Origin of the sequence: Asinibacterium sp. OR53, from assembly GCF_000515315.1 — a bacterium.
In the GTDB taxonomy this organism is placed as follows: domain Bacteria; phylum Bacteroidota; class Bacteroidia; order Chitinophagales; family Chitinophagaceae; genus Sediminibacterium.
Genome location: NZ_KI911562.1, coordinates 3320168 through 3344452, shown reverse-complemented (window position 1 = coordinate 3344452; position 24285 = coordinate 3320168). Strand labels below are relative to the sequence as shown.

The 24285-nt window shown below is 47.2% G+C and carries 18 protein-coding genes and 1 tRNA gene; 14 read left to right on the top strand and 5 right to left on the bottom strand.

The features are described 5' to 3' along the window. Positions 1-261: 261 nt before the first annotated feature. Positions 262-334: transfer RNA gene (locus tag SEDOR53_RS0114865), tRNA-Lys, on the bottom strand. Positions 335-501: 167 nt separating this feature from the next. Here SEDOR53_RS0114865 and SEDOR53_RS0114860 point away from each other — a divergent pair. The 8 genes from SEDOR53_RS0114860 to rimO all read left to right on the top strand — a co-directional run bounded on the left by SEDOR53_RS0114860 (position 502) and on the right by rimO (position 10425). Continuing rightward, positions 502-1308: an SDR family oxidoreductase gene (locus SEDOR53_RS0114860; RefSeq protein WP_026770433.1), complete on the top strand. Its 807-nt coding sequence runs from the start codon at positions 502-504 to the stop codon at positions 1306-1308. A gap of 29 nt (positions 1309-1337) precedes the next feature. Further along, positions 1338-2159 (top strand): S-adenosyl-l-methionine hydroxide adenosyltransferase family protein, encoded by an 822-nt coding sequence (locus SEDOR53_RS0114855; RefSeq protein WP_026770432.1) that lies wholly within the window; start codon positions 1338-1340, stop codon positions 2157-2159. Between the two features lie 73 nt (positions 2160-2232). Continuing rightward, complete coding sequence (gene lpdA, locus SEDOR53_RS0114850; RefSeq protein WP_026770431.1) at positions 2233-3639, top strand: dihydrolipoyl dehydrogenase; 1407 nt, start codon at positions 2233-2235, stop codon at positions 3637-3639. A gap of 151 nt (positions 3640-3790) precedes the next feature. Beyond that, complete coding sequence (locus SEDOR53_RS18660) at positions 3791-5941, top strand: ATP-binding protein (protein WP_198018969.1); 2151 nt, start codon at positions 3791-3793, stop codon at positions 5939-5941. Between the two features lie 39 nt (positions 5942-5980). Then, the gene (locus tag SEDOR53_RS0114840; protein ID WP_026770430.1) at positions 5981-7567 is read left to right on the top strand and encodes a peptide chain release factor 3; all 1587 of its coding nucleotides are present in this window, start codon (positions 5981-5983) and stop codon (positions 7565-7567) included. Between the two features lie 30 nt (positions 7568-7597). Next, the gene (locus tag SEDOR53_RS0114835; protein ID WP_026770429.1) at positions 7598-8572 is read left to right on the top strand and encodes a YpdA family putative bacillithiol disulfide reductase; all 975 of its coding nucleotides are present in this window, start codon (positions 7598-7600) and stop codon (positions 8570-8572) included. Between the two features lie 3 nt (positions 8573-8575). Further along, positions 8576-9088, top strand: coding sequence for a GNAT family N-acetyltransferase (locus SEDOR53_RS18655; protein WP_084220446.1), 513 nt, complete (start codon positions 8576-8578; stop codon positions 9086-9088). Between the two features lie 29 nt (positions 9089-9117). Beyond that, the gene (gene rimO, locus SEDOR53_RS0114825) at positions 9118-10425 is read left to right on the top strand and encodes a 30S ribosomal protein S12 methylthiotransferase RimO (RefSeq protein ID WP_026770428.1); all 1308 of its coding nucleotides are present in this window, start codon (positions 9118-9120) and stop codon (positions 10423-10425) included. On the opposite strand, the gene SEDOR53_RS0114820 is transcribed toward rimO, so the two are convergent. Beyond that, positions 10426-11280 (bottom strand): AraC family transcriptional regulator, encoded by an 855-nt coding sequence (locus SEDOR53_RS0114820; RefSeq protein WP_026770427.1) that lies wholly within the window; start codon positions 11278-11280, stop codon positions 10426-10428. A gap of 148 nt (positions 11281-11428) precedes the next feature. Here SEDOR53_RS0114820 and SEDOR53_RS0114815 point away from each other — a divergent pair, with 148 nt between their 5' ends. Continuing rightward, entirely contained in the window at positions 11429-12349 is a 921-nt protein-coding gene (locus tag SEDOR53_RS0114815) for a dihydrodipicolinate synthase family protein (protein ID WP_026770426.1), read from the top strand. 4 nt (positions 12350-12353) lie between these two features. Continuing rightward, positions 12354-13793, top strand: coding sequence for an aldehyde dehydrogenase (NADP(+)) (locus SEDOR53_RS18175; protein WP_037361420.1), 1440 nt, complete (start codon positions 12354-12356; stop codon positions 13791-13793). Positions 13794-13816: 23 nt separating this feature from the next. Here the strand turns inward: SEDOR53_RS18175 and SEDOR53_RS0114805 are convergent, their stop codons facing one another. Then, positions 13817-15085, bottom strand: coding sequence for a sterol desaturase family protein (locus tag SEDOR53_RS0114805; RefSeq protein ID WP_026770425.1), 1269 nt, complete (start codon positions 15083-15085; stop codon positions 13817-13819). A gap of 56 nt (positions 15086-15141) precedes the next feature. Between SEDOR53_RS0114805 and SEDOR53_RS0114800 the strand changes: the two genes are divergently transcribed. From SEDOR53_RS0114800 to bshC, 3 genes are all read left to right on the top strand, one after another. After that, positions 15142-16191, top strand: a complete 1050-nt coding sequence (locus SEDOR53_RS0114800; protein ID WP_051416672.1) for a 4-hydroxyproline epimerase — start codon at positions 15142-15144, stop codon at positions 16189-16191. Positions 16192-16215: 24 nt separating this feature from the next. Then, positions 16216-17466 (top strand): FAD-binding oxidoreductase, encoded by a 1251-nt coding sequence (locus tag SEDOR53_RS0114795; RefSeq protein WP_026770423.1) that lies wholly within the window; start codon positions 16216-16218, stop codon positions 17464-17466. A gap of 66 nt (positions 17467-17532) precedes the next feature. Further along, complete coding sequence (gene bshC / locus SEDOR53_RS0114790) at positions 17533-19131, top strand: bacillithiol biosynthesis cysteine-adding enzyme BshC (RefSeq protein WP_026770422.1); 1599 nt, start codon at positions 17533-17535, stop codon at positions 19129-19131. Between the two features lie 28 nt (positions 19132-19159). Here bshC and SEDOR53_RS0114785 read toward each other — a convergent pair whose 3' ends face one another. Then, positions 19160-20707 (bottom strand): carboxylesterase/lipase family protein, encoded by a 1548-nt coding sequence (locus SEDOR53_RS0114785; protein WP_026770421.1) that lies wholly within the window; start codon positions 20705-20707, stop codon positions 19160-19162. Positions 20708-20839: 132 nt separating this feature from the next. Between SEDOR53_RS0114785 and SEDOR53_RS18170 the strand changes: the two genes are divergently transcribed. Then, complete coding sequence (locus tag SEDOR53_RS18170; RefSeq protein WP_198018967.1) at positions 20840-21682, top strand: family 16 glycosylhydrolase; 843 nt, start codon at positions 20840-20842, stop codon at positions 21680-21682. 9 nt (positions 21683-21691) lie between these two features. Here the strand turns inward: SEDOR53_RS18170 and SEDOR53_RS0114775 are convergent, their stop codons facing one another. After that, positions 21692-24268, bottom strand: coding sequence for a TonB-dependent receptor (locus tag SEDOR53_RS0114775; protein ID WP_051416670.1), 2577 nt, complete (start codon positions 24266-24268; stop codon positions 21692-21694). Positions 24269-24285 lie beyond the last annotated feature (17 nt).

Below are 24285 nucleotides of genomic sequence, written 5' to 3'. Positions count from 1 at the left end.
GTCCGTCTGCAGAAATCTTAGCAAAGTACAATGGAATTCAACTGATTAGAAGAGGGGATTTAAATAAATTGGTATTGGACTTAAATATCACTGTTCAGGATATAAATAAACTTGAAACTCAAAGAATACCAAGAATGTAATTGTCTCCAACTTCTAACCATTTATTTGTAAATTGACACCAGTTTTGACACCTCATAAAATCAAAAGCCGCCTAAATTCAGCATTTAAGCGGCTTTGAGATAGCAGGAAACCTACTTGTTGTGATCCCGCTGGGACTCGAACCCAGGACCCATACATTAAAAGTGTATTGCTCTACCAACTGAGCTACGGAATCGAACCATTCATCCTTCGATGAATACCCCGTATTTGATTTGGGAGTGCAAAAATAGGAGAAATAAAAAAATAGCCAAATTTTTATAAATCTTTTTTCGGTCAGTTACCCACATTACTGCTGATAACTGTTTCAGTTATGCCTATTTTTGCAGTAACAACAAGCATAATATGTCGGACTTCATAAACAAGGTTGTCGTTATTACGGGCGGTTCTGAAGGAATTGGAAAGGCATTGGTAGATGCTTTTTTATGCCAGGGGGCCAAAGTGGCTACCTGTGGCCGCAATTACGATAAACTCTATCATTTGCAGGCTTCTTATCCCGGTAAACCCCTCATGATCCATACGGCCGATGTGAGCAAAGAGCAGGAAAGCAGGAGCTTTATCGATGCCGTGGTTAAAAACTTCGGCACCATCGACATACTGATCAATAATGCAGGTGTTTCTATGCGCGCCCTGGTACAGGATGTGGAACTGGAAACCATCCGCAAAGTGATGGACGTGAATTTCTGGGGCACGGTTTCCTGCACCAAATTTGCACTGCCACATATACTCAAAAACAAAGGCAGTATCGTAGGCGTGTCATCTATTGCTGGTTTCCGCGGACTTCCCGGCCGCAGCGGTTATTCTGCTTCCAAATATGCTGTCAACGGTTTCCTGGAAGCCCTCCGCACTGAATTACTGCACAGTGGCGTGAATGTAATGTGGGTTTGTCCGGGCTTCACTGCTTCTAATATCCGTAATGCGGCCCTTAATAAAGAAGGTCAAGCGCAGGGAGAATCACCGATGGATGAAAAGAAAATGATGACCGCCGAAGAATGCGCCAGGCATATCGTGAAAGCGATCGGTAAAAGAAAGAGAACCCTGGTACTCACTTTCCAGGGAAAAGAAACGGTATTCCTCAACAGGTTCCTGCCTTCTTTGGCCGATAAACTGGTTAATCGTTTTTTCTTTAAAAATGGAAGATTGGTGAAATAACTCATCTTCCCAGACGTTTATCATCCGGCATGCCCATCTTAACGTTGTCAACCGATATAGGCCAGCGCGACTTTCTCGTAGGCGCCATCAAGGGCCAGTTTCTGTCACTGGATCCTGCACTGCAGGTATGCGATATCACGCACCAGCTTTCACAAACCAACTTTCCGCAGGCCGCCTATATCTGCGGCAATGCCTTTCGGTATTTTCCGGCAGGTACACATCATTTCATCCTGGTGAATGTATTCGAGTCGCCGGTCACGCATCTGCTGATAGCGAAATTCAATGGTCAATTCATTACTTGTCCGGATAATGGCCTGCTTACCATGATCACCGCGGAAAAACCCCGTGAGATTGTTCGTATACCTGCCGGCGGCCAACGTACATTACTGGAACTGACCCAACTGGCCGCCGCGGCCATCACACGCATCATCCAGCGGGGTGGCCTGGCAGGAGAGGTGGCTGCCGGGGAGATCGTTGAGAAATACCCATTGCGGCCTACTTATGGTCCGGATTGGATTGAAGGACAGATACTGTTCATCGACAATTTCGAGAATGTGGTCATCAACATCACCCAAAAAGAATTCAACGACCACAGCAAGGGCCGGCGCTTCAAAATTGTTTTCAAACGCAATGAAGTCATCGATGCCATCAGCGATAACTATGCTGCCGTTCCCGAAACGGAAAAGCTGGCCTGGTTCAATTCGGCCGGTTACCTCGAAATAGCGCTTCGCAATGGCAATATGGCCGGCCTGTTCGGTCTCCAGGGCTTTAACGAACAAATGCAGCAATCAGGAGGAAGCCAGAGCCACAATAAGTGGTTTTACCAGACGGTACGGGTGTTTTTTGAGTGATGGCTGATTTGCAGTATTTTCGCATCCGCAAATCGATGTTTGCGTATCTGTTTAATTCAACAATCAACATCTTATGGCATACGACGTCATTGTCATTGGTAGCGGTCCGGGTGGTTACCCTGCGGCCATCCGTGCATCTCAGTTAGGATTTAAAGTAGCGATCATTGAAAAGGAAAGCCTGGGCGGCATCTGCCTGAACTGGGGATGTATTCCCACCAAGGCCCTGCTGAAAAGTGCACAGGTGTACGAGTACGTGAAACACAGTACCAATTATGGTATCAATGCCACCGGAACCGCCGATTTTGGCGCTGTGATCAAACGCAGCCGCGGTGTGGCCGATAAAATGAGCAAAGGCGTTCAGTTCCTGATGAAGAAGAACAAGATCGACGTGATCATGGGCTATGGCAAGATCAAAGCCAAAGGACAGGTGGAAGTTACCGCCGCTGATGGCAGCAAGCAGGTAGTAGAAGCCAAATACATTGTTATTGCAACAGGCGGCCGCAGTCGCGAACTGCCCAACCTCAAACAGGATGGCCAGAAAGTGATCGGCTACCGCGAAGCCATGGTATTACCCAATCAGCCCAAGAGTATGATCGTGGTAGGCAGTGGCGCCATCGGTGTTGAGTTCGCTTATGTTTACAATAGCATGGGCACCAAAGTAACCATTGTGGAATTCATGCCGCGCGTGGTTCCGGTGGAAGACGAAGAGATTTCAAAAGAACTGGAAAAACAATACAAGAAGCAAGGTATCGAGATCATGACCAACGCTTCCGTGGAATCAGTAGACACCAGCGGTGCCGGTGTGAAAGCCCTGGTTAAAAAACAGGACGGCAGCACGGTTACATTGGAAGCAGATGTGGTATTGAGCGCGGTAGGTGTAGTGGCCAATATTGAGAACATCGGACTGGAAGAGAATGCCATCAAAACAGAAAAAGGCAAGATCATCGTGGATCAATACCAGCAAACTTCTGTTCCTGGTATCTATGCAATTGGCGACTGCTCACCCGGACAAGCGCTCGCGCACGTAGCTTCTAAAGAAGGCATCAATGCAGCCGAGCACATGGCTTACCTGGAGAAAAAACACCACCACCTGCCCGATCCGCTCGATTACAACAATATCCCCGGTTGTACTTATTGTACGCCCGAGATCGCCAGCGTCGGTTACACAGAGAAAGCCGCCAAAGAAGCTGGTTATGACATCAAAGTGGGCAAATTCCCCTTCATGGCCAGTGGTAAAGCCAGCGCAGCCGGTGCTACCGAAGGCTTTGTAAAAGTAATTTACGATGCCAAATACGGTGAGTTCCTGGGTTGCCACATGATCGGTACCAACGTAACCGAAATGATCGCTGAAGCAGTGGTGGCCCGTAAATTGGAAACCACAGCCCACGAGATACTCAATGCGGTGCATCCGCATCCTACCATGAGCGAAGGCCTGAAAGAAGCTACAGCCGCCGCTTACGGAGAAGCGATCGATATTTAATAAATTGATAAAATAGATAGAGGGCAAAATCTGGCAGCAATCGCCAATTTTGCCCTCTATCATGGTTATACGTGGCGTTGACTTATTAAAATCCTACCGAGGCAGAATCCTGCTGAGTTTTTTTTCTTTTTTTGCCATTCTATTGATATGGATGGGTATTTATTCCGCCATTAAAACCAAAGAAGAAAAGTTACAGGATTTTTCTCATCAACTTACCCAGATACAGAATAGTTTTTTCGCCAGTAATAATTCGCTGCAGTTTTTCATCCTTTCCGGATTTCATCAGACCGATTTCTATAAGACTGGGAGACAAAAAGACATCGACACTTTTGAGTCGTATCTTGAAAAGAATCTTCAGCATTTATACCAGGCCAGGAAAGAAGCCAGGAAGAATAACATAGATCTGGACGTGGAACTCGACCGGCTTGTTGTGCTGGATGCGCGACTGATGGATTCTGTGAGGCTCCTGAAAAGTCTCTACCTGGAAAAAGGCTTTAAAGATTTTGGACTGGAAGGCAAAATGCGCTTGTATGCCCATATACTGGAAGATTCTTCCCTGATCAAAGAAGTCAGCATTCTGCAATTAAGAAGGCACGAAAAAGATTACCTGATTCGTGGCGATACATTATATGCCCGTGAATTTGTGGAACTGATCGATCAGCTCACAAACACATACCCTCCCGGATCACATACGAGGGCACTGTTGGGCAATTACAAGTTCTATTTCAATAAACTGGTGGAATACACCAACCGGCTGGGTATTAATAGCAGTTACGGTACTTACTATCATGTTCAGCAAATCATTGGCGCCATTGAAACACAGTATACGGCTATCAGAACGAGGTCCAACCTCGAAGCCGTACGCCTCAGGGGGAAATTAAAAACCACCCTGATCACTGCATCTGCAGGTTTGCTCGTGATCGCGATATTGTTAAGTCTGTTTTTATCGAACGCGCTTACGCGGGATATCAAGGAATTGAATGAACGCATGTTTGCATTTATCAATTCCAGGTTCCGGGAAGATAAGCAAGAGCATGATGATCATTTTCTGCCCAAGATCAAGGATATTGAACAGTTGAACAAAGCCTTCCTGCATTTGAAAAGCAGCTTGAAAGACACGCTTGAAAACCTGGAGAAGTCTTATGAGCAGGAAAAAAAATCATCCGAATACAAAAGTATCTTCCTGGCCAATATGAGCCATGAAATCCGTACCCCGTTGAATGGCATTACCGGTATGACTCATATCATCAGGAATACCGAGTTGTCTGCCGAGCAGATGGATTGCCTCAATACCATTGATTTTTCTGCCAACCACCTGCTGGAACTCATCAATCGTATACTCGACTACTCCAAGATTGAATCGGGCAACATGGAGCTTGAACACATACCTATTGATTTGAAAGGCGATCTCAGTAAAGTGCTGAATATCTTTAAATACAAACTCCTTGAAAAGAGACTCCAGTTGTTTTTTACATACAAAGCGGCAAATGACCGTTATGTGTTGGGCGATCCGCTGAGGTTACAACAAGTACTGCTTAACCTGATCGGTAACGCGATCAAGTTTACCAATGAAGGGAGTATCGACGTAAGACTCATCGAACAACCTTCCCCCGATCGTTTTCACCAGGTCATCCGTTTCGAAATCGAAGACACCGGCATCGGTATTTCACAGGATAATGCACGCAGTTTGTTTGAAGCGTTTAAACAGGCAGATGCTTCCATCACGCGAAATTTTGGTGGTACGGGACTTGGCCTCACAATTTCAGATCAATTGGTGAAACTGATGGGGGGCAAGCTGGAAGTGGAAAGCAAGCCGGGCAGCGGAACCACTTTCTTCTTTACACTTCAACTGCCGCTGGGAGAACCCATCCGGTATCCAATGGAAGAAAATAGTGCCCAGCATAAGGAAGATTTTTCAGGTACCCGCATCCTGCTGGCTGAAGACAACCTCATCAATCAAAAAGTATTCTGCCTGATGCTGGCCAAATACAAGATCACCGTTGATATTGCCAACAACGGGCAGGAAGCCTGTGACATGTACGAGCAGTTCCAGTACGACCTGGTCTTTATGGACATCCAAATGCCGGTCATGGACGGATACCAGGCGGCCCAACAGATCAGGCAATCAGGAAAATATCAGTATAACCATACGCCCATTATTGCAATCACAGCCAATGCTTTCCAGGAAGACCGGGAAAAAGCAATGGAAGCGGGGATGAACGATTTCCTGATCAAACCGGTGCGGCCGCTCGAACTGGAAGGTATTTTAGCAAAATACCATTTGGCCGTATGGGAGGGCTGACCAAGTCCCTACAAATCTTACCTTTGCGGCCTCAGCATTATGAAATACGAGAAAGAGATCAACAGGCGCAAAACATTTGCTATCATTTCACACCCCGATGCGGGGAAGACCACACTGACCGAGAAATTGCTCCTGTTCGGCGGCGCCATACAAACGGCGGGCGCAGTAAAAAGCAATAAGATCAAAAAACACGCTACCAGCGACTTCATGGAAATCGAAAGGCAGCGCGGTATCTCGGTGGCCACTTCAGTGATGACCTTCGAATATGAAAATACCCTCATCAACCTGCTCGATACCCCCGGTCACAAAGACTTTGCAGAAGATACCTATCGCACACTCACAGCGGTAGACAGCGTTATACTGGTGGTGGACAGCGTAAACGGGGTAGAGGAACAAACACGCCGCTTGATGGAAGTCTGCCGTATGCGGGATACACCCGTGATCGTTTTTATCAACAAAATGGACCGCGACGGAAAGAACCGCTTCGACCTGCTGGAAGAAATAGAAAAAGAACTGCGTATTTCGTTGCATCCCATGACCTGGGCCATCAACAGTGGTAAAGAATTCAAGGGCGTATACAACCTGCATGAAAAGAACCTGCGCCTTTTCACGGCAAGCACCAAGGCAGAAGAAGACGATACCATTGCCATCAGCGACCTTTCCGATCCTTTGCTCGATACCAAAGTGGGCGATAGGGACGCCGAACAATTAAGGGAAGATGTGGAACTGATCGATGGGGTACATGGGGAACTGAATGTGCCCGATTACCTGGCGGGTAAAGTGGCGCCGGTATTCTTCGGTAGCGCGGTGAATAATTTTGGTGTGAAAGAAATGCTCGACACTTTTATTCAGATCGCCCCCACACCGCGCGACAGGGAAACATCTGCCAGGAAAGTAGGCGTGGATGAAGACAAATTCAGCGGCTTTGTGTTTAAGATCCATGCGAACCTCGATCCCAAACACCGCGATCGTATTGCATTCATGCGCGTGTGCAGCGGGCGTTTTGAGCGGAACAAATATTACCATCACGTACGACTCGATAAAGACATACGCTTCAGTAACCCGTACAGTTTCATGGCGCGCAGTAAAGATGTGATTGAAGATGCGTATGCCGGAGACGTAGTAGGTTTGTTCGATACAGGCAATTTTAAAATAGGAGATACCCTTACGGAAGGAGAAGATTTTTTCTTTACTGGCATCCCTACTTTCTCACCGGAGATATTCAAGGAACTGGTGAACAAAGATCCCATGAAGACCAAACAACTGGAAAAGGGCATCAGTCAGCTCACCGATGAAGGCGTGGCGCAATTGTTCACCCAATTCGGCGGCAATAAGAAGATCATCGGTTGCGTAGGAGAACTCCAGTTTGAAGTGATCCAGTATCGTTTGTTGCAGGAATACGGCGCGGCCTGTGAATTCAGGGCCATGCCTTTTTACAAAGCCTGCTGGCTTACCAGCAATGATCAAAAGAAACTCGAAGATTTCCTGCGTTTCAAACAGCAGCATTCAGCCGAAGACAAAGACGGCCACCCGGTGTACCTGGCGCAAAGCGAATGGTTTTTGAATACGGAAATTACCAATAATCCCGATATTCAATTCCATTTTTCAAGCGAGGTGCATAAATAATAAAAACGAGGTTTGATAGCGTAGAGATATATGCAGGAAACACTGGACATCATCATTGTAGGGGCAGGGCCTATTGGTCTTTGTTGCGGACTGGAAGCGAAAGCCAGGGGATTGCGTTATGTGATCCTGGAGAAAGGCTGCCTGGTGAACTCCCTGTATCATTACCCGGTGAACATGACTTTTTTCTCCACTTCGGAGCGGTTGGAGATTGGGGGTGTTCCTTTTGTAAGCAACAATGCCAAACCCACGAGGAACGAAGCGCTGGAATATTACAGGCGGGTGGCTGTTGCTGCGGCATTGGACATCCGCTTGTTTGAAAAAGTGGAAACAGTTGGAAAAAACGCAAATGGTTTTGAAGTGCATACATCCAGTGGGCATTCATACCAGGCGAAATATATTGTAATGGCAACCGGTTTTTACGATATACCTTTTCTGCTGAATGTGCCCGGAGAGGACCTGCCCAAAGTAACACACTATTATAACGATCCGCATTTTTATGCTTTCCGGAAAGTGCTGGTAGTAGGAGCGAACAATTCGGCAGTAGACGCAGCACTGGAAACCTGGCGCAAAGGCGCGGCAGTCACGATGGTGGTACGGCAGGAAGAGATCGGTACCCGTGTGAAATACTGGGTGCGACCGGATATTGTAAACCGCATACAGGAAGGTTCCATCAAAGCTTATTTCAATTCCTGTATTAGTGAAATAAGAGAACAGGAAGTGGATATCTTTACACCAGAAGGGAAGATCACCCTGGCCAATGACTGCGTGATCGCCGCCACAGGATACCAGCCTGACCTGTCTTTCCTGCAAAAACTGGGCATTGAATTATCGGAGGATGCAGTGCGAAAGCCCAGCTACGACCCCGTCACCCATGAAACGAATGTGCCGGGAATATACCTGGCAGGCGTGATCTGTGGCGGCATGGATACGCATAGCCTTTTTATTGAGAACTCAAGGGAGCATGCAATAAAGATCATGGATCATATTGCAGGCAACCTTTCATAACCTATGCAAATATTTGAGACAGCACGACTAACGGTCAGGCGTTTTGCTCAGGAAGACGCCGAAGACTTTTACCGCTTCAACAGCCACCCGGTTGTTATGCAGTATATCAGGCCGGTAAAGAACAGGACCGAATGCGATGTATTCCTCACAGAGAACCTTAACCTGTACCAGCCGGGTTCCTGTTTAGGCCGTTATTTTGTAGCAGATAAACATACAGGTCATTTTGTGGGTACTTTTTCTCTTCTTTATATGTCGGGCACCGATGATATTCATATCGGCTATGGACTGATGCCGGAATGCTGGGGCCGCGGCTATGCGGTGGAATTACTGAAAGCAGGCATTGAGTATTTTTTTAATAACACGAAACGTGCGGCCATTTTTGCCATTACCGAACCCGCTAATACTGCTTCCTGCAAAGTGTTGGAAAAAGCGGGGTTTATGCGCAAAGCATCTGTAACACAACAGCAAAAACCGCTGGACCTCTTCTATATGAACAGGGAAGATTACAAGCCCTGACTCGCCTTTTTGCGGTATTTTTGCCGCTTATGAAAGTTCGGAGTTTAAAAAAGGATAAGGTCAATATCATTACGCTGGGTTGCAGCAAGAACCTGGTAGACAGTGAAGTGCTGAGCGGACAACTCGCTGCCAATGATATTGCGGTGGTGCATGAAAACAAAAAGCTGGACCATAACATCGTGGTGGTGAACACCTGTGGCTTCATTGATAAAGCCAAAGAAGAAAGCATCAACACCATTCTCGACCAGGTAGAATTGAAACGCAGGGGCGAACTCGATAAAGTGTATGTGACCGGTTGCCTCAGTGAACGTTATCGTGGCGACCTGGAATCTGAAATACCCGAAGTGGACGCCTGGTTCGGCACCATGGAATTACCCCTGATACTGAAGAAATTTGAAGCAGATTATAAAAGCGAATTGTTGGGTGAACGTTTGCTGAGCACGCCCCAGCACTATGCCTACATGAAGATCAGCGAAGGATGCAACCGTACCTGCGCTTTTTGTGCCATCCCGCTCATGCGCGGACAGCATGTGAGCAAACCCATTGAAGAATTGGTGACCGAAGCCGAAGCACTGGTGAAGAAAGGCGTGAAAGAGATCATGCTCATTGCACAGGAACTTACGTATTACGGACTGGATATTTACAAGAAAAGGGAATTACCCAGGTTGTTACATGCCCTGGCAGATGTGAAAGGATTGGAATGGATCAGGTTGCATTATGCATACCCAAGCAAATTTCCATTGGAGATACTGGACGTCATGCGGGAGCGCGATAATATCTGCAAATACCTCGATATGCCGTTGCAGCATGCCAGCAACAACATGCTCAAAGCCATGCGCAGGAACATTACCCGCGAAGAAATGACCGAACTGATCCAACAGATTAGGGAAAAAGTGCCTGGTATTTGTTTGCGTACCACATTGATCGCAGGCTTCCCCGGTGAAACAGAAGCCGATGTGTCAGCGTTGAAGGCATTTTTACAGGAACATCGTTTCGATCGCGTAGGTATTTTCAATTACAGCCACGAAGAAAATACATCGGCTTATGATATGGTTGATGACGTGCCGGCCGATGAAAAATCAAGACGTGCACAGGAGATCATGGAAGTGCAGCAGGAGATCAGTTTTGAAAAGAACCAGGAAAAAGTAGGGAAGGTATTCAAAGTGCTCATCGATAAAAAAGAAGCGGGCCGCTATTTAGGTAGAACAGAGTTTGATAGTGTGGAAGTAGACAATGAAGTAGTGGTGCACGCGAATAAAAAACTCACCATCGGCGAATTTGTGCAGGTAAAAATTACCAAAGCTTACGATTACGATCTTGAAGGAGAAGTGGTCTGATCATACCGATGCCCGGTAATGCCCGGGTGTTTTACCCGTGATCTTTTTGAATATCCGGTTGAAATGCGAAAGGTTGCTGAACCCCGTTTCATAACAAACCGTTGATATGGGCTGGTCGCCCGCCAATAATAATTTGCAGGCATTGTTGATGCGGATCTCGTTCAGGAAATGCGTATAGGTTTTGCGGGTCCTGGTCTTGAAATACTTGCAGAACGCCACTTCTGTCATATTAGCTACAGCGGCAATCTCTTCCAGCCGGATGGTGCGGTGACTTTCCCTGAATGTATATTCCAGTACGGCATTGAGCCTGCTGCCGTCGAAATCGCGGATAGGTCTTTGTACAACGGCATGGGACAAAGCCGTTGTTTCTTTTTTAGAAGACAGTAGTTTGATCATTTCCATGAACAGGATGACCTTATCCATTTTTTCGGCGCCGGCTATTTGCAGTAATAGATTTCGCAACTGCTCCTGTTTTTTCCCTTTGAAACGATACCCGCCTAGACTGTTCCTGAAAAAAGGAAGGAATGATTTTACTTCTTCCTGCTGCCAGAACAGGCTGCCCAATGTGCTTTCATCAAAGAACAATGTAATGGCTTTGGCTTTCAACTTCTTCTTGAAATACACAGCATCATTCCTGAATACATGTGGTTGGTTGGAGCCGATCACAAACACATCGCCCTCCCTGAACCTGCCTACATAATCGCCGGCAACCAATGTACCATGACTTTCCACCACCAGTGTAAGTTGTATCTCGGGATGCTGGTGAAGATGGTTGTAAAGATGGGGCATGGCATCTACCTGTACACGAATGGCTTCATTGCCCGAACGGGGAATTTTAAAGGGAACGATTTTCATAAAGGGTCCAGGAAGCGATTAATGATCCTAAATTAATTCAATTGTGAAATATTCTTTTTAAAAATGAATAAAATAGTATCAGTATTGATGAATTGCGATCAATAAGCGCTACCCGGTGCGAACTACCTTTGATTCAAATTTTATACGTATGCAGTTTGCATGGAAAGGCGTTTTTCCCGCCATCACTACACAGTTCACCGCAAATGACGGACTGGACCTGCCATTATTCGAAAAGAGCCTGCAGACACAACTGGATGCCGGGGTAGACGGCCTGGTACTGGGCGGCACATTGGGTGAAGCCAGTGTATTGACCACCGATGAAAAAGAAAGACTGGTAAAGTTTACGGTTGACAAAGTGAAGGGTAAGGTGCCGGTGATACTCAATATTGCAGAAGGCAGCACCAGGGAAGCTCTACTGCAATCGGCCTATGCCAAATCATGGGGGGCCGATGGATTGATGTTATTACCTCCCATGCGATACAAAAGTGACGACAGGGAGACCGTGCATTATTTTCAGACCATAGCGGCAGCCACAGACCTCCCTATTATGATCTATAATAACCCGGTAGACTACCGGGTGGAAGTAACGCTCGATATGTTTGGTGAACTGGCTGCCAGCAGCAATATCAACGCAATCAAAGAATCTACCCGCGATGTTTCGAATGTAACCAGGCTGCGCAACCGTTTTGGTAATCGTTACAGCATATTGTGCGGTGTAGATACCATTGCGCTGGAAGAGATGGCATTGGGAGCCGATGGATGGGTAGCCGGATTGGTATGCGCTTTTCCCGCCGAGACCGTAGCCATTTATCGCCTGGTCAAAGCAGGCCGTATCGCAGAAGCCACTGCTATCTATCGTTGGTTCATGCCTTTGCTGGAACTGGATATTCACCCAAAACTGGTACAATACATTAAATTAGCAGCAGCGCAGGCGGGCGTTGGTGCAGAGTATGTACGTGCGCCACGTCTTATTTTGGCAGGAGCAGAGCGTGAGAGGATTTTAAAGATCATCAACGATGGTATCGCATCCCGCCCTGTACTGCCGGATTATTTGCAAATAAAATTGTAATCAAATGAATGCCGCTATCAACCAGGTCATGCAGCAGGCAGCACAAGCATTTGCGGCCTATAAAAAAATACCCGATACAGATAAAGCCCGGTTCCTTGAAACCATTGCTTCTAATATAGAGGCGCTGGGCGACCGTTTATTGAACCAGGCCGCAGCAGAAACCAATCTGCCTTTGCCCAGGTTAACAGGCGAGCGGGGCAGAACCACCATGCAGTTGCGCATGTTCGCGGCCATGCTGCGCGAAGGAAGCTGGGTAGAAGCGTCGATAGATACAGCAGTATCCGATATCCGTAAAATGTTATTGCCATTGGGTCCTGTTGTGGTATTCGGCGCCAGCAATTTTCCTTTCGCTTATTCCACCGCGGGAGGTGATACCGCCAGCGCGTTGGCCGCCGGTTGTCCCGTTGTAGTCAAAGCACACCCGGCGCACCTGCACACTTCTGAAATGGTCAATGAAGCCATTCAGCAAGCCATCACAAGCTGCGGCATGCCCAAACATGTTTTTCAGCACGTAACCGATACTTCATTCGAAGCAGGAAAAAACCTCGTGGAGCATCCGGCTACTGCAGCCGTTGGCTTCACCGGTTCTTATAAGGGTGGGAGGGCATTGTATGATTATGCCATCGCACGGGAAAAACCCATTCCTGTTTTTTCAGAAATGGGCAGCACCAATCCTGTTGTATTCCTGCCGGATGCCATTGCACAAAACGGTGCAGTGCTGGCGAAACAATATGCGGCATCCATTACATTGGGAATGGGACAATTCTGCACCAATCCCGGATTGATGCTGGCCATTGAAACAGATGCCTTACCTGCGTTCATCGATACCCTTCGTGCAGCCATTGAAACAGTAGCTCCCGCTAAAATGCTGCATACAGGCATTCATAAAGCGTATTATGAAAAAATGGAAGCGGCTTTACACGAGCAACACGTAGCAGTGTTACAGCAGGCGGCCGCCGCTCCGCAGGAGATGGAAGCATTGCCCACTGTTGCCATGGTAGACGGTACTACTTTCCTCGCCAACCCTCTGTTGCATGAAGAAGTGTTCGGCCCCTATTCTTTGCTGGTACGATGCAAGGATATGGATGAATTGTTGAAAGTGTGGGTCTCACTGACCGGTCAGCTGACTACCAGTTTAATGGGTACCGATAAAGATTTTACCAATCACCCCGTATTACTCGATACGGCCACTTCTATTGCCGGCAGGATCGTGTTCAATGGAGTGCCTACCGGTGTGGAAGTGTGCCCGAGTATGGTACATGGCGGCCCATTCCCGGCTACTACCGACAGCCGTTTTACAGCTGTTGGCATCAATGCCGTGAAACGATGGGTGCGGCCTGTATGCTACCAGCATTGCCCCCCGGCACTTTTGCCTGAAGCCCTGCAGGAAAGCAATCCTTTGAACATCTGGAGGATGCGCAATGGGGTAATGGGAAAAGAATAAATACGATTTGCTCTTTGATATTGTTATAAGGAAACCGCAGTGCCTTGCTGTCTGTTACGGGATACAAAATACAGGCACACCAACATGGAAAGGAGGAAATAACCAATGAGTACCTGAGGTGCATACGCAAAATAATGCCTGGTGCCAAACCAGTCGCCAGTGTACAGGATAATGCCGATACCCAGTCCGTCTTTCAACAATTCCCACACCCATGCGTAAGTAGCACGGTCCATCAGTTCGGTGAAAGCATATACGTAGAGGAATACAAAACCTCCATAAAGAAACATAGCCGGACTGCCAATCTGCGCGATATTGCCAAAGAGGTAACTGATAAACAATAACAGGATGGACAGTTGCACCCATGACCAGGCGCCCAGTAACATGGAATCATCAGACGCACTGTATTTGGAGAAATGATACACGTCTTCGATTTTATACACAGGGTATCGCTCTGCTACATCTGCCGGACGCCAGCCGGTGGGCATGAACCAGATTCGAAGTTTGTCTTTCCATTGTTTTGCATGCCACGCATCTTTGATCAGTAACCAGAGATGCATGAAATTGATCTTGATGGGATTCCAGGTAGCAGCAGGCCTGGTGATGCCGTATACCGGCTGCACATTTTTCAACTCTTCCTGGTAAGTACCGAACAATTGATCCCAGAAGATAAAAATCTGTCCGTAATTCTTATCGATATATTCTTTGTTGATGGCATGGTGTACCCGGTGATGGGAAGGCGTAACGATAATATATTCCAGCCACCCCATCCGGCCAATATGTTGTGTGTGATACCAGAACTGCGCAAACAAATGCAACGGCGCAACAACTGCTACCACCTGGGCAGGCACGCCCAACAACGCAGCCGGTAACAGGAAAATGGTAAACAGCTTCACAAAGATGGAAATGCTTTGCCTTAAAGCGCAGGCCAGGTTGAACTCTTCGCTGCTATGGTGTATGATATGACTGTTCCAGAAAAAATTGTATTCATGTGCAATGCGATGGCCCCAGTATCCGGCAAAATCAAGTGCCACGAAAGCAATGATATAGGTAAGCAGGGATGAACTGACATGTGTGAATGCAAGATGCGATACCATCCACTGATAACTGATGAGTGCAATGCTCAGTCCCAGCACATCTTTGGTAACATTGGTAATACCGGAACTCAGGCTCGATATCATATCCATATTGCGAACCGTATCCTTTCCTTTGTACCAGCCGTACCATTTTTCAAAAAGTACGAGTGCCAGGAAAGCGGGCATGGCAATCGACAATATTTTTCCGTAGGTTTCCATATAACAATCAGGACATGACAAATTTAAACATCATTGTTCAATAAAAGAATCCATACATGAAGACAGGTCCGGTTGCTTTTAAAAGGCAGGATGCATCGGGTTTGGGTGGACAGTTGTTCCATTGCATCGACGCACATACCTGCGGTAATCCTGTAAGGGTAGTAGCCCAGGGAGGTCCCGTGCTGGAAGGAAAGAATATGAGCGAAAAGCGGCAGTATTTTCTCCGTGAATACGATTGGATACGCAAGGGATTGATGTTTGAGCCGCGTGGGCATGATATGATGAGTGGCAGCATATTGTATCCACCGCACGACCCGCAAAACGATGTGGCGGTATTGTTCATTGAAACGAGTGGTTGCCTGCCTATGTGCGGACACGGTACCATCGGCACCATCACCATTGCCATTGAAGAAGGATTGATTCAACCCCAAACGCCGGGTATCGTACGCATGGAAGCGCCGGCGGGATTGGTGTTGATCTCTTACCGGCAGGAAGGCAATAAAGTAATATCGGTTAAATTAAAAAACGTGCCAGCCTATCTCGATTCGGAAGGGCTGCAGGCCGATTGTCCTGACCTGGGCACATTAACAGTAGATGTAGCCTATGGCGGTAATTTCTATGCGATTGTAGATGTGCAACCTAATTTCCCGGGACTGGAGCATTATACAGCCAGCCAATTGGTAGCCTGGTCGCGCGCGTTGAGAAAAAACATCAATGAAAAATATTCATTTGTTCACCCGCAGGATATTACCATCAACGGATGCTCTCATATCTTATGGGCCGGTGCAGTGCTGGACAAACATTCAACGGCACGGAATGCCGTTTTTTATGGAGATAAGGCCATCGACCGTTCGCCCTGCGGTACGGGCACTTCGGCACGCATGGCGCAATGGTATGCTAAAGGAAAACTAAAAGAAGGAGACCGGTTTGTGCATGAAAGCATCATAGGTTCTACATTTACAGGTACCATCGAAGGGGTAACAACAATCGGTAATAAACCGGCAATTGTTCCTGGCATCGAAGGATGGGCCAAGATATATGGGTATAATACGATCAGCATCGACGCAAACGATGATCCTTATGCCCACGGGTTTCAGGTAATTTAACATCAGATCATAACTTATTAACAAATGCGGATCGTTATCATCGGAGGAGGCATCATTGGTTTAAGCAGCGCTTATTATTTGCAGGCGGGCGGACATGAAGTAACCGTCATTGATAAAACAGATATGAGCAGTAACTGCTCTTATGGCAATGCGGGATATGTTTGTCCCAGTCATTTTACGCCGCTTGCCACACCGGGTATTGTGAAACAGGGGCTCAAATGGATGTGGAATTCTAAAAGCCCTTTTTATGTGCAGCCGAGGCTAAGCCGCAGTTTGATCAACTGGGGTATGCAATTCATGAAAGCTGCTACCCGGCAGCACGTAGAAGATTCAGCCATACCGCTCAGGGATATTGCGATCCTGAGTAAAAAAATGTATGAAGAATGGGCGGCATTACCGCAGTTCAGCTTCGCCTATGAACACAAAGGGCTGTTGGAAATTTTCCAAACGCCTGCAGGCGCAGAACATGCCAAACATGTAGTAGAGAAAGCCCATGAACTGGGGTTGACCGATACAGCTTTGCTGGATTACGATGCATTGCAGGCGATGGAACCACAGACAAAGATCAACGCGCTGGGCGCTGTTTTCTTCCGTTGTGATGCCCATCTTTATCCAAACAAACTGATGCAGCAACTGATAGCCGATCTGAAACAAAAAGATGTGCGCATACAAACCAATGAAGCAGTGATTCGTTTTGAAAATACCAATGGAAACATCACGCAACTGATTACAACAAATGGAGCATACTATGCAGATACGGTTGTGATAGCCGGCGGCTCCTGGAGCCGCGAGCTGGCTGCCAAAATGAATGTGAATATACCATTGGTGCCCGGCAGGGGATATTCGGTTACCCTGGAAGATTCACCTTACCGGCTCAACTATCCCGCCATATTGGTGGAAGGAAGGGTGGCAATGACACCGATGGACGGCAACAAGCTGCGCATGGGCGGAACCATGGAAATTACTTCCACGCAAACGCCTCCTCGCCTCAAAAGGGTACAGGGTATTCTGGATGCAGTGAAAAAGTTTTACCCTGAATTCAATGTGCCAATGCCTGCTGCTGATAAAATATGGTATGGCTACCGGCCTTGCTCGGCCGATGGGTTGCCCTACCTGGGACGCACCAGGCAATGGAAAAATGTGGTACTGGCTACGGGGCATGCCATGTTGGGACTGAGTTTGGGCGCAGGAACGGGGAAATTGGTGAGTGAGGTCGTGGATGAAAAAGCACCGAGTATGGATATCCGGCCATTCAACCCCGACCGTTTTTCCTGATTTCGAAATGGCCTATTACAGGAGCGGAAACGGCAGTTTACAGTAAGTTGTAATTTAGCAGCTTATATGAACCATACCTCCACCCGTATACCATACGAGCGCACCGGATATTTTACGAAGATCGTTTCGGATTATCTTAACCAATCCGCCTCCCTGCAGCCTTTTTATAAACACAATGCCAATCTCGAAGGCATACAGCAAGCCATACATGAGCGGCAGGCTTTTGATACACCGCGTGCTTTGCTGGTAGAAACCCTGCAAGCGCAATACAAAGGGTTACCGGTAACGGAAAAACTCCAGCAGCATATTGCATCACTGGCATCAAACAATACTTTTACTGTTACTACAGCCCATCAACCCAATATATTTACCGGTCCGCTTTATTTTATTTATAAGATCATGCATACGGTCCGGCTGGCAGATGAATTATCACAACAACTGCCTCAATACAAATTCGTGCCTGTTTACTATATGGGCAGTGAAGATGCGGATCTCGATGAGTTGGGATACCTCAACCTGGGCGGACAAAAGCTGGTTTGGAATACCCGGCAAACAGGCGCCGTAGGGAGGATGAAAGTAGACAAAGAGCTCACGAAAGTATTACATGCCATCGAAGGGCAGATAGCCGTGTTATCCAAAGGAAAAGAACTGGTGGCTTTATTTAAACGGTGTTATACGGGAGGAAAGACGATACAACAGGCAACACTGGAATTGGTAAACGAGCTCTTCGGCGCTTATGGTGTAGTGGTGCTGGTACCCGATCATGCCAAACTGAAATCGGCTTTTCGTTCAGCAGTGGAAAAAGAATTGCTGGAAGGTTTTTCCCATCAAAAAGTAGCAGCAACCATTGCTTCGTTGGGTAAGCACTATAAAGTGCAGGCCGGTGGAAGAGAGATCAACTTATTTTACCTGCTGGATGATAAGCGTGAACGGATAGAACGGAGTGGGGATGGATATGAAGTAAAGGCGCTTGGATTGCAATTCAGCAAAGAGGCTATCCTTGCTGAACTGGACGCACATCCGGAACGTTTCAGTCCCAATGTGATCCTGCGCGGCGCTTTCCAGGAAACCATATTGCCCAACATTGCATTCATTGGCGGAGGCGGAGAGTTGGCTTATTGGTTGGAATTGAAAGACGTTTTTGAAGCCATAAAGGTTCCTTATCCTGTATTGGTACTGCGTAATTCCTTTTTGCTGATGCAGCGCGAGCAGGAGCAGAAACTGCAAAAGCTTGGCTTTGACCCTGCCGCACTTTTCAATACAGAACAGAACCTGGTGTATGAGCTGGTGATGCGTGAATCGAATGTGAAGCTTTGTCTTACAGACGAGTTGAAAGAAGCAGCGGCCTATTACGAAAAACTCAAGCAACTGACAGGTGCCATTGATGCAACATTGAAGCAACATGTGGAATCGCTGGAAGTAAAAGCGGTAAAGCGCCTGAAAGAACTGGAAAAGAAAATGCTGCGCGCAGAGAAGACCAAATTCGAGGCGCAGCAAAAACAGATTGCCAAACTCAAACAGGATCTGTTTCCCAACAACAGTTTGCAGGAACGTGTGCAAAATTTTGCCACCTGGTATGCAACTTACGGCCCCCAATGGTTACAGATGATCTATGAAGTTTCGGAGGGATTTCCGAACAACTTTACGATCGTTGCATACGAATAACCATGCAGCAATTATTTCGCTTCTTTGTTTAATGCATCAACTGACTGAGCAAAAGATAGCGATTGCGATGCATTTCTGTTTGAGCGGCTGTATGTACGTCAATATGCATGACTGCAGCCGGTACTCCTTTCTGTACAGCAGGCCAGGCAGGTACCTCTTCTCCGTTGGGATTTCCTGATTTGATAAAGTGCACAAAATAACTTTGCAGGATGGCAGACACTTTGTAATCTTCCGGTTGCCAGGCGAATACTTTATTGGTGGGCAGGTTTCCCATGGCATATTCGATTTCGGCAGAATGTACAGCGCCTCCTTTGGCTCCGGGCCTGGGCCGTGCATAAAGATAACGGTATACCGGTTGGGAGGAAGTGCTGTGCAGATCGGTCCATTTCCAGGTACTGAATCCGATGAAGCGGTCGCCTGCCAGGTCGGTAGCTGCCTGTGTCAGTTCCTCAGGCGTGTTTGCCTGATAAACATTCAATATGGCTGTTGCCTGGTCGCCGTATAATTTTTGTACTGCTTTGGCGAAGTTCTCTTTTGTAAGGGTGTCTTTGCCCATCAGTGCGCGGTAATTCATTTCTTCTGAATTCCATCCGGCCAGCAGCGGAACCTTTGCCTGTTCGCCGGCGCTGTATATTTTGAGAGGTGATTTTGGGAAAAAATATCCGTCTATCGTTATACGGAATAATTCCCACTCATGGCCGGCTGCCGCTTCCAGCAGCTTGTCCGCCGGCAGGTTGCGCAATGCTGCCAACGAACCCGCGCCCGCCATGCTCGCAAATTTCAGTCCGCTTTGTTCTGCATCAGCCAGCGATATCGGCGATAGCGTGCCCAGCAATGAACCACTTTCACCAATGGCTCCTGCGATCAACTGTTTGGATAATGGCGATGCCATCTGTGCGCTCACTGAAATGGAGCCTGCAGATTCACCGGCAATGGTTACCCTATGCGGATCGCCGCCAAAAGCAGCAATATTATGCTGTACCCACTGCAAGGCGGCGCTTTGATCTAACAATCCATAATTACCCGAAGCATGGTGCGGCGATTCTTTGGTTAGGTCAGGGTGGGCAAAGAAACCAAACACATTGAGCCGGTAGTTGACGGTAACAGTTACGATCCCGTTGCGGGCCATGCTCTCTCCATCGTAACGAGGCTCGGAGCCATCGCCACCCATGAAACCACCGCCAAAAAAATACACTAATACCGGCAAATGCGCTTTGCCGGCCGTTTTAGCCGGCGTCCATACATTGAGGTAAAGGCAGTCCTCACTCATTCCATTGGAACGAAACACCATATCGCCAAACAACCCGCGCTGCATGGCCCTGGGTCCGAACTGGTCTGCTTTGCGCACGCCTTCCCATTGCCTCACCGGCTGTGGCTCCCTCCAGCGGAAAGCTCCCACCGGAGGTGCGGCATAAGGAATACCTTTAAAAATATACACACCGGATGCCTCTATGCCCTCCAGCACACCATTGGCAATGGTTACCCTGGGCGAAGATGGCAGCGGACGATCGGTTTGTGCAAACAATTGGATTACGCCGAAAGAACTGGTCAGCAGGAATGATATTATTTTTCTCATGGCTCTTGATTACTTTAGATAAAATGGAGTATGATCTTACCCTAAGATAAAACGAAAAAGCTTTCCTAAAACAGGTCATCGGCCATATGATCATTTTATTGTAACTTGATTGGCAATTTTGTTGACCACGCTATGAAAATACAAATTCGTTTTTTTGACCGGCCGCACCTGTTACGCACAGCAGGCTGTGCAATATTGTTCCTGCTCAGTGGATGCTCTAAAGGGCAGCCTGCTTCCAATGCTACTTCCAATCCCAATCCAGGCACGGGTGGCAGCACTAAGACTTATCAGTTGGTTTGGGCCGATGAGTTCAATGGCACCAGTCTGGATAGTACCAACTGGGTATTTGATATTGGGGGTAATGGTTGGGGAAACAATGAACTGGAATACTATCAGAAAGCAAATGCAACCGTAGTTGATGGCAACCTGGTGATCACTGCTAAAAAAGAAACAGTAGGTAATAACCCATACACTTCATCCCGGTTGAAGACGCAAGGAAAACAAAGTTTTACTTACGGCAGGATCGAAGCCCGTATCAAAATGCCGGTAGGACAGGGACTCTGGCCTGCTTTTTGGCTGCTGGGCACCAACATTAGTTCAGTAGGTTGGCCCAAATGCGGTGAGATAGATATCATGGAACACATCAATGCCGACAGTCTTATTTATGGTACGGCGCATGCTTATGATAATGGGCAGCATGTATCTTCCGGGGATAAAATGCTTTCTTCACCTGCCACTTATCATGTGTATGATGTGGAATGGGATGCGTATTCCATTACATGGCATATCGATGGTACACTGTACCACACTGTTAATCTCAACAGCAATATCAACAGTACCGGCGCTTTTTTCAATCCCTTCTTTATCATCTTCAACCTGGCGGTAGGAGGCAATTGGCCCGGTAGCCAGATAGATGATACCCGTATACCTGCCAGTATGTATGTAGACTATGTACGAGTATATCAGTTGAAATGATGCACGCAGTTAATTGACCGAATAAGTAAGGGTGAGATAATAAAATCCGCCCACCAGTGGTCCGACCAGGATAGAATAATAGTAATGGTTCAGCACATTACTGGCTCCTATTTTAACGTCGAGCGAAGGTTTCGGGAAAAAATAGCGAACCATGCAATCCATGTTGAATATTGCAGGTACGTCTCCGTTTATCAAAAATGATTGCCAGTAATAGGTCGATTGGTATTTACCTGTGATACTAAATCCCAGGTTCTTGTACACATGCGTACCATTGATGCCTGCATTCACCATCCATTGAGGTGTGTTGAAGCCATCTTCCAGCCCGTCGTTCTGCTGGGTTCTTTTCAATGCCTGGTAACTCGCATTGGCTTGCAATGCGTAGCGGTTACTGAGCAGGTAACGCAGGTCTGCAGCTACACCATAATTGTGTACCTGGGTTTTAGAATTGGTCCAGAGTCGGTAGCGATCCTGTTTGTTTTTATCATACAGGTCTGTGGGTATTTGTGCAGTGTCCTGCGTGTGCGGGATACTGCCCTCGATCTGCGCAATGAAATTGGAATAAAGATTATAGTAAGCATCTGCATCGATCTGCAACCTGTTATCGGCCAGCATACCCCGGTAGCCGACCTCGAAAGAATGCATTTGCTCAGGCTTCATATAAGTATACGTATTGCGTTGAAGCAACCCCTTGTTTTTTTCAATAGCCGCGGCTGTAGTAAGTCCCTCTGTGTTCACGTCTTTGTTCACTGCCGTACGGAACGCATCGATGGAACTCTTCAGCCAGGTATTTTCAAAGATGCCGTTCGACATCACTTTCAATCCACCAACGCGTTTTACGCCCCCGCTGTTGATATTGGAAAACCCTTCGAATATGCTGGGAAAGCGATATCCATCCTGGTAAGAGAAGCGGATAAAATCAGAAGGAGATAAAGCATATACCGCCGTTAAACGGGGATTCCATTTCAAATTAAAATATTCATACTGACTGGCTCGCAGCGCAGCACTTAACTGTAGTTTGTTATGCAGGAAATTTTGTGCAACGTGTACAAAAAAGTCATAACTGGTATAGTTCAATGAGTGGCCGGGATTTGTAGGATTGATGAAATAATTACCATCGGGTACAATGATATAATCACGGAAATCGCCGCCTAATTGCAGTTGGTAATGTGTATGCATCCATTTTCCCAGGTCGAGGGTAGCTTCTGTATGCAAGAGGTTGGCCCTTACCTGCAGTGCAGCGCCAGAGTCCCAATTATTGATGGTCTGCAGTTTACCGAGTTGTTCATTGAAAAAAGAAGTGCCGGGCTGTGGTCTTCCCAGGTCGGCCTGTCCGCGCGCCAAATGATGTGCGGTGGCCACATCATTGCCGGCAGCTATCGCTGAGTTATAAGCATTCGTATAATCGCTGAACCATTGTGTATTGTTTTTAAAGTCGGCATCCATGTTTTCTGCCATCGAGCGCAGGTTATAAGAATGCCCCGTGTTCTCTGTGTTGATATAGGCCCTGGCTTGTACCAGGTTGCTCTGCATCTGAAGGATGTGTTGTTGCAGTGAATAGTCTTCCAGCCTGAACCGGTTGGATCGTTGGTATACATTATTCAATAAAGCGCCCCGGTAAGTATAGGTGAACAGGGTATGATCGTTCGGTTTGTAGTACAACGATGCATCGCCCTTCCAGTTGCGCAGGTGATAATCCGTCACCTCTTTTTCAAAATAACCAGTTCTGGCCACTACATAGTTCTTGCCGCCAAGGGCCAGTGTTTTCTGGTTGGGCGATTCGTTGCCATAACCATTGACAGGGTCATAAGCAGGGTTGTCATTGCCCAGCAGGCGAGTAGTCTGGTTAGCATTCGGATTAAGATCGTTCCGGTTGTCGGCAATCCAGTCATAACCCTGCATCCACCCTGCATTGAGTTTGAAAGCCCATTTGCCTGCCCATGATTTTGCCCATCGTATCTGCGATTCGTTGAACAGTTGAGCCGGTATATGATTGGGGTCGCCGATATGATTCATTCCTGTCTGTTGTTGAAAGCTCAGTCCCGGTGCAGTGAACGGATCTTTGGTGTTGATATTGAGTAGTCCGTTAGTAGCATTCATCCCATAAAGCGCGGATGCTACGCCCTGGATGATCTCTATATGATCAATGTCCAGCTCGCCGGGGCACAATACATTGGCAATGGGCGCACCGATATGTGGCGACTGGTTATCTATATTGTCTACCAATTGCACAAAACGCACATTGGTGGTATTGGAAAACCCTCTTGTGTTCAACACTTTAAATCCCATACTGGGAATGATGAGTTGCACCCCTTTCATGTTGCCGATCGCATCGTAAAAAGAAACAGCCGGTGATTGCTGCACCTGTGCATTTGAAAGTTTGGAGACACTCACTGGCGCCGTTAATATTTTTTCCGATATGCGCGACGCGGTTACTACTACTTCCTGTAAAAGATGTACCCTGGGAAAACTATCTGCAGGAAGCGGCTTTTGATCCTGGGCTGTAGCAATGGTACAAATGAAACAACATAAACCGATAAGGTGCCCGAAGTATAATAATTGATTATTACGTGGGGAAAAAAGACGCATATCTTTTAAATTTTAGA